The sequence below is a fragment of the Bacteroides sp. NSJ-48 genome (assembly GCF_014287405.1).
In the GTDB taxonomy this organism is placed as follows: Bacteria; Bacteroidota; Bacteroidia; order Bacteroidales; family Bacteroidaceae; genus Bacteroides; species Bacteroides stercoris.
Map to the genome: position 1 here is coordinate 1 of NZ_JACOOD010000028.1, position 12,719 is coordinate 12,719.

At 46.3% G+C, this 12,719-nt stretch carries 10 protein-coding genes; 4 read left to right on the forward strand and 6 right to left on the reverse strand.

Annotated features, from left to right (window positions below):
- Nucleotides 1-193: 193 nt before the first annotated feature.
- Nucleotides 194-448: a hypothetical protein gene (locus H8S52_RS13055; RefSeq protein ID WP_117985621.1), complete on the forward strand. Its 255-nt coding sequence runs from the start codon at nucleotides 194-196 to the stop codon at nucleotides 446-448.
- 27 nt (nucleotides 449-475) lie between these two features.
- Here the strand turns inward: H8S52_RS13055 and H8S52_RS13060 are convergent, their stop codons facing one another.
- Both H8S52_RS13060 and H8S52_RS13065 read right to left on the reverse strand, forming a co-directional pair.
- Entirely contained in the window at nucleotides 476-1,336 is an 861-nt protein-coding gene (locus tag H8S52_RS13060) for a DNA/RNA non-specific endonuclease (RefSeq protein WP_016660955.1), read from the reverse strand.
- A gap of 55 nt (nucleotides 1,337-1,391) precedes the next feature.
- Nucleotides 1,392-3,071 carry a SulP family inorganic anion transporter gene (locus tag H8S52_RS13065; RefSeq protein WP_117667031.1) on the reverse strand — a complete coding sequence of 560 codons (1,680 nt, stop codon included), beginning with the start codon at nucleotides 3,069-3,071 and terminating at the stop codon, nucleotides 1,392-1,394.
- Between the two features lie 576 nt (nucleotides 3,072-3,647).
- On the opposite strand from H8S52_RS13065, the gene rbr reads away from it, so the two are divergent.
- Complete coding sequence (gene rbr / locus H8S52_RS13070; protein ID WP_016660952.1) at nucleotides 3,648-4,226, forward strand: rubrerythrin; 579 nt, start codon at nucleotides 3,648-3,650, stop codon at nucleotides 4,224-4,226.
- A 163-nt stretch (nucleotides 4,227-4,389) separates the two neighbouring features.
- On the opposite strand, the gene H8S52_RS13075 is transcribed toward rbr, so the two are convergent.
- From H8S52_RS13075 to nadB, 4 genes are all read right to left on the reverse strand, one after another.
- Nucleotides 4,390-6,591, reverse strand: coding sequence for a DUF3857 domain-containing protein (locus H8S52_RS13075; RefSeq protein ID WP_118939742.1), 2,202 nt, complete (start codon nucleotides 6,589-6,591; stop codon nucleotides 4,390-4,392).
- Between the two features lie 2 nt (nucleotides 6,592-6,593).
- Nucleotides 6,594-8,303 (reverse strand): transglutaminase family protein, encoded by a 1,710-nt coding sequence (locus tag H8S52_RS13080; protein ID WP_117907106.1) that lies wholly within the window; start codon nucleotides 8,301-8,303, stop codon nucleotides 6,594-6,596.
- Between the two features lie 236 nt (nucleotides 8,304-8,539).
- Entirely contained in the window at nucleotides 8,540-9,109 is a 570-nt protein-coding gene (locus H8S52_RS13085; RefSeq protein ID WP_186909958.1) for a Crp/Fnr family transcriptional regulator, read from the reverse strand.
- 5 nt (nucleotides 9,110-9,114) lie between these two features.
- A complete protein-coding gene (nadB, locus tag H8S52_RS13090; protein WP_117907096.1) occupies nucleotides 9,115-10,686 on the reverse strand; it encodes an L-aspartate oxidase in 1,572 nt (523 codons plus the stop codon).
- 108 nt (nucleotides 10,687-10,794) lie between these two features.
- Here nadB and H8S52_RS13095 point away from each other — a divergent pair, with 108 nt between their 5' ends.
- The gene (locus H8S52_RS13095) at nucleotides 10,795-11,190 is read left to right on the forward strand and encodes a PH domain-containing protein (RefSeq protein WP_117985231.1); all 396 of its coding nucleotides are present in this window, start codon (nucleotides 10,795-10,797) and stop codon (nucleotides 11,188-11,190) included.
- 84 nt (nucleotides 11,191-11,274) lie between these two features.
- Nucleotides 11,275-12,636 carry a dihydrolipoyl dehydrogenase gene (gene lpdA, locus H8S52_RS13100; protein WP_117985229.1) on the forward strand — a complete coding sequence of 454 codons (1,362 nt, stop codon included), beginning with the start codon at nucleotides 11,275-11,277 and terminating at the stop codon, nucleotides 12,634-12,636.
- Nucleotides 12,637-12,719: the final 83 nt, after the last annotated feature.

The window sequence follows — 12,719 nt, forward strand, 5'->3', positions numbered from 1 at the left end:
TTTGGCCGTCAAACCTTGTTTTCGGGGGAATACCTAAAGATACAAAAAAGCCAACTAATTCGCAATAATTTGTGTATGAATTAGTTGGCTAATTTTGTAATATTTAATGAATGTCCCTATTTTAAGAGAAGAACTGTTAAAGTTTAACAATGTTTAGAGGGCATGTCTGTGAAGGCATAGCCCTTTTTTAGTAATGGAAGGAACTAATTGGAACACTGAAGAAAGATTTATCACGCATCCGGCACAGTTCCCGGTGCGCCTTTTCCTTATAGGTTTGCAGGTTTCTGATTTAGTTATGCAATCGGTTATTTTCTTCTTGTATACGTTGGAGTTCCTTTTTCTGTTCTTCTGGCTGGCTTTCTACCTTGCCTTCCGTTGGCGTAAGGTACTATATGCCGTCATTATGTATGAAAGTGAATCGTGCATTACGACACACCTTCATGTTTAAATCCGTAGGGTTAAAAAAGGTTAACAGTTAGCGAAAGCTCCATAAATTTAAATCTTGCATGGCTTCAACCTTTTTCTCAACATCATCCGGCAGAGCAGGAAAAAAGTCGATGCCAGTGATGCGTTCCACTTCATCCACGCTGTTGACATAGTTTTTTAACGGATGATTTCCTGATAAATTTTTAAAGATAAAGCCAATGGCCTTAGGATGCCCGTTGCGGGTACTGAGTATGACTTTGAAGAAAGCTTCAGGCACGGTAACTTTGTGTTTCCTGCCTATGGTACGGTGTTTTTGCCGGTAAAGGACAGGACCGCATACGATGTATAGCTTTCCTTCTTTTTTTGTCCACAGGCGGCAGGCATCTTCCAGTTCTTTCCAGTCGCCCCGGTTCAGATTGTGGTTTTGAGGGCAGATGTTGGTCATGTAGAAACTTTCCTGCATGGCTTTCCAGTGCCAGCGGTTGTCGCCGGCGGGGCACATGTGTCCGCGGTCCATGCCGGAGCGTTTATAGTCGTCGGTAGTCACAGCCTGGTTTTCGGGCAGGTCGGGGTCGGGCAGGAATTTGTCGGTACGGCTTTCCCGCTCTATCAGTTTTTCGGGTGTCAGTTCCCATGCCACCCAGTTGGGTATCTTGTGTTCGCGGTTGTACGAAGTGATATAGCCCTTGCGGTGCAATATCTGTTCGGGCACGTTTTTCAGGGGGGCGGGAAGCAGAGGGCTTCCGGTGATGGCGGGTGTTGCTTTTTGCGTTATCCTCTCTTTAATTACAGGAAGCTTGTCTTGCAGCGCATGGGCTATCGGTTCACGGCAGATGAGTGCCAGACATGCCAGCACTATCAGGTAAATCACTCCTTGAGATTGCTTCTTGCTGTTTTTTCTTTTTGCCATGACGATACGATTGTCTTTTCCTGTAATTAAAGAGAGGCGGTTTGCAATTGCCGGGTCATTCAACCAATTTGTGTGCCCGTTCCAGTGCCACGTTGATGTTGGGGCAGATATTCTCTTTGCCTAAAAGCGTGTAGAAATCCGCCTTTTCCAATACCTGATGCACCTTTGTGTTTACGCCGGAGAGCACGACGGTTATCTTTTCTTTCTGCGACATTTTACAAAGGCTTTCCAGGTTATGGATACCTGTGGAGTCGATGAAAGGAACCTTGCGCATACGGATGATGCGTACTTTGGGGCGGTCGCCGAGCTGTGCCATCACTTCCTCGAACTTCGTTGCAATGCCGAAGAAGTAAGGGCCGTTGATTTCGTACACCTCTACGCCTTTCGGGATGATAAGATGCTCTTCATTCGTTGTGATGTCCGTTTCGGCGTTCGGGTCTATTTCATCCTTGATAACCGAAATTTCGGTCGTCTCCATCACACGGCGCATGAAGAGCACGCAGGCGATGACCAGACCCACTTCGATGGCAACTGTCAGGTCGAAGATAACTGTCAGGAAGAAGGTTATCAGTAACACGGTAACGTCCGATTTCGGATTCTTCAACAATGCCTTGAACACGCGCCAGCCGCTCATATTATAGGACACAACCACCAGTACGCCTGCCAGGCAGCCCATCGGAATGTATTGCGCCAGCGGCATCAGCAGCAGAAGAATCAGGAGCAGCACCACCGCATGTACTATACCGGCCACGGGCGATTTGCCGCCGTTGTTGATATTCGCCATTGTGCGGGCAATGGCGCCCGTAGCGGGGATACCGCCGAAAAGGGGAGTAGCCATATTGGCAACGCCCTGAGCTATCAGTTCGGTATTGGAGTCGTGTTTGTCACCGATAACACCGTCGGCTACGGTGGCGGACAGCAAGGACTCTATCGCTCCCAGTACGGCAATCGTGATGGCAACGGGAAACAGGTTTTTAATCGCTTCCCAGTCCAGCGCGGGCATTACGGCATCGGGCAGTTCGGCTTTGATGCTGAAACGGTCGCCGATAGTGTCGATGCAGTCGATGCCGCCATACATCTTCATCAGGTACACGGCTACGGTCACTACGATAATGGCGATGAGCGAGCCTGGAATTTTCTTCGAAAATTTCGGAGTGATGGCAATGATAACGATGCTGGCGATGCTGACAACCGTATTCCACCAGTTGACGGTATCGAAATGACGGAAATAAACCAGCCATTTCCCGATGAAGTCTCCCGGAACTTTCTCTCCGCCGAAATTCAATCCGAATACATCCGCAATCTGGGTGGTGAAGATAGTAACGGCGATACCGCTTGTAAAGCCTACGATAATAGGATAGGGGATAAACTTAATGACTGCCCCCAGTTTGAATACTCCCAGAAGAATGAGGATGACACCCGCCATCAGTGTGGCGACAATCAGCCCGGCCTCTCCGTATTGCTGGATAATGCCGTAGATAATGACGATGAACGCACCGGTAGGGCCGCCGATCTGAACTTTACTTCCTCCTAACAGGGAGATGATAAAACCGGCGATGATTGCCGTGATAATACCTTTCTCGGGCGATACGCCTGATGCAATACCGAACGCAATGGCAAGCGGCAAGGCAACGATACCCACAATGATACCGGCCATCAGGTCTGCCATGAAGAGTTCTTTCGAGTAATTTTTTAAAGCCGTGTATAGCTTTGGCTTGAATTCGAACGCTTTCATTGTATTTTAGAAACTTTGTTTTTACCTGTGAGGGTGTGTCCATCCGATTTGTCGGTGCACCCTCTTTTTGAAAAGAGATTGCAAAATTAGGTAAAATAATGCAAATGACTATAAGAGCCTGTTTAAATTTTCTCCAAAAAGTATTTTTTCAGCTTCTTTTGAGTTCCTTTCCGGTCTGTTCTTCTCTTTTTATCCGCTACGTAGCCTGCTATATTCCTTATAAACCGGAAAACGGTCTGAGAAAGAGCCTTCGGAAGAATGATATTTAAGCAGGTGCCGCGTATTCCGCTCTTTTTGCCGATAACCTGTTTCGGGTATGGCAGATGATTGTTTTACGGATGCCCGAACATAAATATGCCGTTTTTTGTTATTACTATCGGATTACTTGTTATGGGTTGGACATTAAAAAACAGCCTCGTCGGATTTATGAAACGAAATAGACGCTGTCTGTTGAGTGATAGATAAATCCGATGAGGCAAAATGGGGATTATTAAAACTAAATTTGTATTTTTGTACTGTAAATAAAGCAAATACGAACAATCTATACGTAATTATATTAACTAATAAAAAAGAATTATGAGCAAGAGTATCAAAGGAACTCAGACAGAAAAGAACCTGCTGACTTCATTCGCCGGCGAGTCACAAGCAAGAATGCGCTACACTTATTTTGCAAGTGTGGCAAAGAAAGAGGGTTACGAGCAAATCTCCGCTATCTTTACCGAAACGGCCGATCAGGAGAAAGAACATGCAAAACGTATGTTTAAGTTTTTAGAAGGCGGTATGGTAGAAATCACCGCATCTTATCCCGCAGGAGTTATCGGCACTACATTGGAGAATTTGCAGGCTGCCGCTGCAGGCGAGCATGAAGAGTGGTCGTTGGACTATCCTCACTTTGCCGATGTGGCCGAGCAGGAAGGCTTCCCCGAAATAGCCGCCATGTACCGTAATATTTCCATTGCTGAAAAAGGACACGAAGAACGCTACCGTGCTTTTATCCAAAACATCGAAACCGCTTCTGTTTTCGCCAAGGAAGGCGAAGTGGTATGGCAGTGCCGTAACTGCGGTTTCATCTACACAGGCAAGGAAGCTCCTCAGGTGTGTCCGGCTTGTTTGCATCCGCAGGCTTACTTCGAGGTGAAGAAGGAAAACTATTGATAACCGGTACATCTGCCCGAATACCGGATTCAGGCGCGGATTATACGAAAGCATACGGCATATTTTGTCCGTTTCGTATAATCCGCGCCTTTTTCATATCTTCTCTGCAACTTGTATTCTGGTTCATTCGGCGACCGGTTTTCGGCCGCTTTTATTTATAATGTTATTTCTTTAGTACTACGGAAAGTGCTTCATAAGCTTTGGAAGCATCTTGAATCTGAAGCAGTTTTTCCCAATTGGCAGCCGGTTCTGTCTTATGATTATATCGTTTGAGGATATTCAATACAAGTTTGCCATTTTCTGTAACGGCTTTTGCAATGAAAGCACCACATTCGTTTTCTACTTTTACATTTAACTTCTCTACCCCTTCGGGAGCCGCTTTGTATCCTTCCGGAAGATTTACAGTGATATTCCATTGGAAAGTGCGAGGAGCGGACATATAAATGTCGGTGGAGCGTTTACGTTCCTTACCTTCAATCTGCGTCTGTTCACCTATGAGTCTGCCTGCGGAAAGCACGTAATTAGGTCCTGCTTTTCGGATATAGCCATCCATTGTATAACGAACGTTATAAATAAAGGCTGCGCTGTCCGGACGATTACCCAAACATTGCATCTGATAGCCGAGCAACTCTTTGGCATTTTCGCCGTGGTAGAAGTCTATTTCCCATTTATAATCTTCCTTTTCCTGTTCGCGGCCCTTTCGGAATGCTTCTCGAAGATCATCCGCGTATTTCTTGCCTACTTCTTCGGCAAACTCCTTATCAATGCTAAGCAGGCGCCGATAGGCTGCATCCACATCTTCCAGCTTAACCAATGCAGACTGCATGTATTCTTTTTGTGTTCCGGTGCGGTATTCGTTCCGGCTGACGGTGAGCAGCGTATTGTCGATGTCGGCCTGTATGGTAGTGATGTTTTGGTTATCATCGGCTGTACCTGCTGGCAGATTGAAATGTTCCCGCTCGGCCTTTGTCTTCAGCTTCTTGGCTTTCTTCTTATCCGGTTCCAGGATGGCTTGTCTGCCTTGATAACGGGCAGGAATTTCATGGGGAATAAGGTAGGCTGTAGGCGGGAGGTAGTATTTCTGACTTTCCGGAAGTGCAAGAAGCCAGGTGGTGTTGCGGTAATTCGTCAATTTGTCAAGCGGTTCTTTGTCTTCGTTGGTAACCATTCCAAACAGATTGGGAACATCCACCCAATCCAGCAATCCCTGAAAATAGATGATGAACAGCTCGTTGTTGCAATCACTTTTAATGTCCGATAACAATGCAAAACGATAGTAATTGTAGATGAAATCTGCTTTTTTTTCGTCTGTCCAGTCTTTTTTCTTTATTTGCTTTACGTTGCGGAGAAGCCGGATACCTTTCTTGGGGCTACTTAAACCGCCATATCCGCTATATTTTTGAGCTTGCTTTATAAATTCCCAGTCGTCTTCCTGTATGGCAGCCGCATCAGGATTGGGTTGTAGTCCTTTTTCTGTGGTGCTTTTTGGAATATAGGTGTATTTTTTCATCTTGCTATTGGTAATGTACATCAATGTCATTGGAGTTTGCTGCATAGGGTTATACCATAAGTCGGGTTCGGTTTGTTCTATATCCTTTACAGCCACATCAAGCAGGATGTTTCCGTTTTCGTCTTTGCTTTGTTTAAAGTCCGGTGCACCGTTCAGAGTACGGTACTGGGTAGTAAGTTTGTCATCTATCTCGCAATGTACTGTATAGGAAAGCATCGGGTGGCTTTGGCGAAACCGGAAGACGAATGGGTCGAGATTGTGGTTTTCCAATGAAGTGTAGTTGAAGAAGAAAATATCTATCTTATCACCGATTTCCAGTCCGGGTACGGCAAGTTTCTGAAGTTGTTCCTGGTCTTTCTTACCTTCGGTGGCTGTCATGTATTCGTCGGTGCTTACTTCGTTTACGGTACCGTCTGGTTTGATGATGCGTACGCCCAGTACTTGCTGGTAGTTTTCGTCGTACCGCCAGTCTTTTTTACGTATTTCCGCTTTATAATCAAATTCGGAGTACTCTTTCAAAGCGGCTTTATCGTTAATTTGCACAAGCATACGATATAAGTCGCGACAATTTACTTCACGGTCGATATAATGAAATCCTCCGAGGAAGGCGCCGACGTTGAAGCGGGTCTTTTTGGTGATTTCCAACCGGCTGTGTGCTGCCAGAATGACGGCTGACTCATCTTTATATTTATCGGGAACAGCCGTGTTGGTAAATTCGGGCAGTTTCAATGCCCAGACTTCTTTTCTCGTTTCCTCTGCAAAGAGTTTGTATTTCTCTTTGTCATCGGCATTGGCATTAGGGGTGGTTAATAAAAGTGCCAACACCCCCATCAGGAATAACATGTTCTGTTTCATTATTATTGTTTTTTGAGGATGATTTGTTCGTGGGATGCATCAGCCCATTTCCGCAAGTGTGTATTCCAGATTGTAATTTCGTTGCGGGGAATACGTTTTTCGGTTATCTCCATTATTTTCCGGAAAATGATTTTGTTTCTTTCTGTTTTGTAAGAGCAACAGAGTATACCTTGCGGCGTATGGATTGAGATGCCTTTGGGGCAATAAGAAAGTACGTAGCCTGCGGGTATTTCCAGTTCTGTGTGGCGTACGATGCGGCAACGGAGCGGGAGCTCGTAATCATGGATGCGTTTGGCGGTGTCTATCGGTTGGTCAAACAGGTCATTGTGAAGGTCCAGCTCTATGTAAAACTCATTATCGGCTATTTGTACAGCACTGCTGTTTATTACTTCTCCGGTCAGAGCAGCCCATTCCTGTTGAGGTTCCTGCTGTATCCAACTGACCGAATTAATCTGATAATTGTGATTATCTCCGGTCAGGATACGGGGAAGATACTCTTTCCGACCGCTTTTATCGTTTTCATGGTAGGCTGTGAGGAAAAATTCTTTCATGTCTCCACTCCAGCTACGGGTTACATTGCCCTGCAATACTTTGTTCGTTTGCTTGTCGGATAGGCTACAGATATAGGACAAACTGTCTGTAGATGCACTGCTGTTCAGCATGGGCAATGTGTGCACGATACAGTTTTCTCCATTTTCTATTACAGCTTCCCTTCCTTGTATGCTTTCGGGTATGAATTCCGCGTTTATATATTCGTTGGTGGCATCCAGATAATAGGTCTTTCCCTGGTAGATAAGGCTGCATATCATGTGATTGACGGATGCAAGTGTAGCTATTTCGCTCATCCGGTAGGGGATGTCTACAGTGCCTATATCGGTAAGGCGAGCATCAAAACCTTGTGCTTTCAGCAATGTACGGAGCAAGATTGCCATTCCTTTGCAGTCGCCGTACCGTTTACGCAACACTTCTGCGGGAGTATCGGGTTTGTGTCCCAATATACCTGCTTCAAAAGCGATATAACGGATATTTTGTTGTACCCAGGCATATGTGTTACGTATTTTTTCCATGTCCGTGCGGCAGCCTTCGGTGATTTCTGCTAATAGACTGTCGAGTTCGGGTATGTTACAGTCTACTTGTGCCAGTCCGTTAGACCACCGGTACATGTCGTGAACATCTTTAAATGAGCCGGTTATCAGTATGTGGGGGTATATTTTACCTGATGTCGGCATATGTTTTTCGTCTTTCATAGCCGGCATGTCCGTCACGGTATAAGTGAATAAGGAGTCTCCGGCACTGTTGATGCCGCGTTCACAGTGAATAGAAGGAGTAAAATTCCTTTCTGTCAACCGGAAATGGGAGAGGGATTGCGGAATGATGAATGTTATTTGCTTTGTTTTTATAAAATAGTCCTCACCCAAATAGATTCGTGTAAAATAATGCAGGTCATGAAAAGTACGCTTAAACGTAACTTCTGTCTTTTTTCCTTTACGGTCGAGATTGATGTTGAAGAAGCAAATCTTGCTGTCGTCGAAGAAGACATTTTCCGGCGTGATGCTTTTATATTCTGCCTTTCCTCCGCCTTTGGCGGAAGCTCCGTCCAATGAAATGAATTCTCCGTAGTAGGTGTAGGGTTGCAATGCAGTTCCCATTCTTGTGGCTTCATAGGATGTTTCTTTTCTGTTGCGTACGGTAGGAATACCGTCTTCTTCCATAAAGATATAGGAGTCGCTGCATTGTGTAATGACAATGTTGTCATCAAGTGTTTGTCCGTGTGAGTTGCAAACGTACAAGCACAAAAGTATACATGTATAGATACAACTGCTTTTCATGTCAGTCTGCTATAAGGTTAGATAATAGTTGTTTACAAAGATAGCAGTCTGTGACGTTTTAACAAAATAAATATTATTAAAATTACAATTTCTTGCCTTGAAGCAAGAAATTAATCTTTTTATCCGAAAGTTATTTCCCGTCGGATGCGGCTTAAGGTATATGGAGAGATATTCAGGAAAGAAGCGATTTCCTTTAGACTTATCTGGTGAACGATGTCGGGACATCTTCTCAATAATTCTTGATAGCGTACTCTAGGAGAATTCGGATACAGATTCAATAGCCGTTGATAAGTCATACAGAACAGGTTTTCTGCAATCTTACGGCCTAATAACTGGTTTTGCTGGCTTGCTGCCCAAAATGCTTCCAATTGGTTATAAGATAATTGATAGACGGTACTCTCCTTGATTGCTTCCGTATAAACAATGGCGGGTGTCTGTTTTGTGAATGACTCATAGTCTACCACAAAATCTTTTTCAAAACTATAACCGATGATATGTTTGTCTTCTTCCGTATCAAGGTAGACGTAACGGAAACCTCCTTGGGAGATATAGGCAATGTTATGGCACACTTCACTTGCCTGACAAAAGAACTCTCCTTTCTTGTAAAGACATTTTTTCCCGTTTTGCAGAAAATGTTTAATCAAAGGAGAAAGTTCCAAAAAGTCCAGATACTCGTTGAAGTGTGCCATAACCGTTATTTCTGCGGATGCGGATAGTCTATCGTATAGTGCAGTCCGCGACTTTCCTTGCGCTCCATGGCCTGGCGGGTAATCAGGTATCCTACGTTAATCATGTTGCGCAGTTCGCAAAGCTCGCGGGTGGCCTTGCTGCTCTTGAACAGTTTTTCCGTCTCCTCGTAAAGAATATCCAGGCGGTTCCATGCACGGGTCAGGCGGGTGTTGCTGCGGACGATGCCTACATAGGATTCCATAATCTGGTTCACTTCCTTCATGCTTTGCGTAATGAGCACGCGCTCTTCGTTGGAGATGGTTCCCTCGTCGTTCCATTCGGGGATGTCTTCGTTGAAGTCATAACGTTCCAATACGCTCAACGCATGCTTGGCGGCTGCATCGGCATAAACTACCGCTTCAATCAATGAGTTGGAAGCCAGGCGGTTGCCGCCGTGAAGACCGGTGCAAGAGCATTCGCCGATGGCATACAGGCGGCGGATACTGGACTGTCCGTCCAGGTCTACCTTGATACCGCCGCAGAGATAGTGTGCCGCAGGGGCTACCGGAATGTAGTCTTTCGTAATGTCGATGCCTATGCTGAGGCATTTCTTATAGATATTCGGGAAGTGTTTTTTGGTTTCTTCGGGGTCTTTGTGGGTGACATCCAGGTACACATGCTCGTCGCCGCGCTGCTTCATCTCGTTGTCGATGGCACGTGCCACGATGTCGCGCGGGGCGAGTGAAAGACGCGGGTCGTACTTCTGCATGAATTCCTTGCCGTCCATGGTACGGAGCACACCGCCGTAACCGCGCATGGCTTCCGTTATCAGGAAGCAGGGGCGGTCGCCCGGATGATAGAGGGCGGTGGGGTGGAACTGGATAAACTCCATGTCCTTTACGGCGCCTTTGGCACGGTAGACCATGGCGATACCGTCGCCTGTGGCCACCAGCGGGTTGGTGGTGTTGCGGTATACAGCTTCGCAACCGCCTGTAGCCATGATGGTTACTTTGGAGAGGAACGTATCCACCTCTCCGGTATTTTCGTTCAGCACATAGGCACCATAGCATTTGATACCCGGAGTATAGCGGGTGACGATAATGCCCAAGTGGTGCTGCGTAATGATTTCCACCGCAAAGAAATTGGTAAATACGGTGATGTTGGGGTGCTGCTTCACGGCTTCAATCAGGCTTTCCTGTATCTCCGCACCCGTATTGTCCTTGTGGTGCAGGATGCGGAATTCCGAGTGTCCGCCTTCTTTGTGCAGGTCGAATTCTCCGTTATCTTTTTTGTCGAAATTCACTCCCCATTTAATGAGTTCACTGATTTGTTCGGGAGCATTGCGCACTACCTTTTCTACGGCTGCACGGTCGCTTATCCAGTCTCCGGCAATCATGGTGTCTTCGATATGCTTGTCGAAATTGTCTACCGCCAGGTTGGTGACGGAGGCTATCCCGCCTTGTGCGAAATAAGTGTTTGCCTCTTCCAGGCCGGCCTTGCAGATGAGGGCTACTGTTCCTTTATGCGCTACTTTCAGCGCAAAACTCATACCGGCAATTCCGGAGCCGATAACGAGGAAATCGAACTTTCTTACCATAGTTTCGTGTATTTAACACCGCAAAACTACAAAATAAGTACGTTCCTTGTCTCCCTTATGGGCATTAATTCGTAAAAATACCTACCTTAGCGGCAAAAACCGGATAAAATGAATCGAATTTTTCATGCGCGTATCGCTGCCGGACAGTATTTGTTTGTTGCTTTGGCAGGTGCAATAGCCGTTTACGGCCTTTGGGAAAAGCGAATTCTCATCGCTGTCCTTTTTATGCTTCTGCTGGTTGTCAGTATCGAGAAGTTGATTCATACTACCTATACCATTACTGCCGATAATAGACTGTTGCTGTTTTTCGGCCGGTTTTCACGGGGGAAGGAAATCCTGCTGAAGGATATTACGTCGGTAGAGCGCGCTTCCTCCATGCAGATAGGCGGATTTGCCGTTATGCGCTATGTCCTGGTGAGGTATGGCGAGGGTAAATGTGCAGCGCTTCTTCCCGTCAAAGAGGAAGAGTTTATCCGCCTGCTTGAGCAGCGTATGTCGCAATAAGATGATAATTATGTAAGGCATTACGCTTTTTTTTCTGAATTTCTTGTCGTATCTTGCATGCAGAAATCCATAAATGTAAGAACTATGAAATATCAAGTTGCCATTATCGGCGGCGGTCCTGCGGGATATACGGCTGCGGAAACAGCCGGAAAGGCCGGTCTGAGCGTTGTGCTTTTTGAAAAGCGGAATCTTGGCGGGGTGTGTCTGAACGAAGGGTGTATTCCTACAAAGACTTTATTGTACTCTGCAAAAACGTATGACGGTGCACGCCACGCATCCAGATACGCGGTCAGCGTGTCGGAAGTTTCGTTTGATTTGTCCAAGATTATAGCACGCAAGCAGAAGGTGGTGCGGAAACTGGTGTTGGGTGTCAAAGGAAAACTGACTGCTGGCAATGTAACTATTGTGACCGGCGAGGCTTCCGTCATAGATAAGAATCATGTTCTGTGCGGTGACGAAACTTATGAGTGCGATAATCTATTGCTCTGCACAGGTTCGGAAACATTTATTCCGCCCATTCCCGGAGTGGATACGGTGCCTTACTGGACGCATCGCGACGCGTTGGACAATAAGGAGCTTCCAAAGTCGCTGGCCATTATCGGCGGTGGGGTAATCGGTATGGAGTTTGCCTCATTCTTCAACAGCCTGGGGGTAGAGGTCACTGTCATCGAGATGCTGGACGAGATATTGGGCGGAATGGATAAGGAGCTGTCCGCCATGCTTCGTGCGGAGTATGCCAAGCGCGGCATTAAATTCATGCTGGACACAAAGGTGGTAGCACTGTCCGAAGTTGCGTCCGGAAATGGAGACACGCAGCAGGTACAGGTAAATTATGAAAATGCCGAAGGTGCAGGTTTTGTAATTGCGGAAAGATTATTGATGAGCGTCGGCCGCCGTCCTGTAACGAAAGGCTTCGGATTGGAGAACTTGAATTTAGATAAAACAGCGCGCGGAAATATACAGGTGGACGGACAGATGCAGACTTCCGTTCCGGGTATATATGCCTGCGGGGATTTAACCGGATTTTCTTTGCTGGCCCATACCGCTGTGCGCGAGGCGGAAGTGGCGGTACATGCCGTGCTGGGGAAGAAAGACTGTATGAGTTACAGGGCTATTCCAGGTGTAGTATATACCAATCCTGAGATTGCGGGTGTGGGAGATACGGAAGAGACCTTGCAAAGAAAGGGTATTCCTTATCGTGCCGTCAAGCTTCCTATGGCTTATTCCGGTCGGTTTGTTGCAGAAAATGAGGGAGTTAACGGTATGTGCAAGTTGTTGCTGGCGGAAGATGATACCGTTTTGGGAGCACATGTGCTGGGCAATCCGGCTTCGGAGATTATCACGCTGGCCGGTATGGCTGTCGAACTCAAACTGACGGCCTCGGAATGGAAAAAGATGGTATTCCCGCATCCTACGGTAGGTGAAATCTTTAAGGAAGCGCTTTGATAGACAAAATACGGGTGTTATGAAAATCGTGAAGCTGATGACTTGCGATTCTGCGGCGGTTATTGTTTCTTTGTTGTCCGGTT

What these genes read in the sequence shown, in the direction of transcription:
- H8S52_RS13055 (WP_117985621.1), top strand. Translation starts at nt 194, where the DNA reads ATGGAAGGAACTAATTGGAACACTGAAGAAAGATTTATCACGCATCCG.
- H8S52_RS13060 (WP_016660955.1), bottom strand. Translation starts at nt 1,336, where the DNA reads ATGGCAAAAAGAAAAAACAGCAAGAAGCAATCTCAAGGAGTGATTTAC.
- H8S52_RS13065 (WP_117667031.1), bottom strand. Translation starts at nt 3,071, where the DNA reads ATGAAAGCGTTCGAATTCAAGCCAAAGCTATACACGGCTTTAAAAAAT.
- rbr (WP_016660952.1), top strand. Translation starts at nt 3,648, where the DNA reads ATGAGCAAGAGTATCAAAGGAACTCAGACAGAAAAGAACCTGCTGACT.
- H8S52_RS13075 (WP_118939742.1), bottom strand. Translation starts at nt 6,591, where the DNA reads ATGAAACAGAACATGTTATTCCTGATGGGGGTGTTGGCACTTTTATTA.
- H8S52_RS13080 (WP_117907106.1), bottom strand. Translation starts at nt 8,303, where the DNA reads ATGGAAGAAGACGGTATTCCTACCGTACGCAACAGAAAAGAAACATCC.
- H8S52_RS13085 (WP_186909958.1), bottom strand. Translation starts at nt 9,109, where the DNA reads ATGGCACACTTCAACGAGTATCTGGACTTTTTGGAACTTTCTCCTTTG.
- nadB (WP_117907096.1), bottom strand. Translation starts at nt 10,686, where the DNA reads ATGGTAAGAAAGTTCGATTTCCTCGTTATCGGCTCCGGAATTGCCGGT.
- H8S52_RS13095 (WP_117985231.1), top strand. Translation starts at nt 10,795, where the DNA reads ATGAATCGAATTTTTCATGCGCGTATCGCTGCCGGACAGTATTTGTTT.
- lpdA (WP_117985229.1), top strand. Translation starts at nt 11,275, where the DNA reads ATGAAATATCAAGTTGCCATTATCGGCGGCGGTCCTGCGGGATATACG.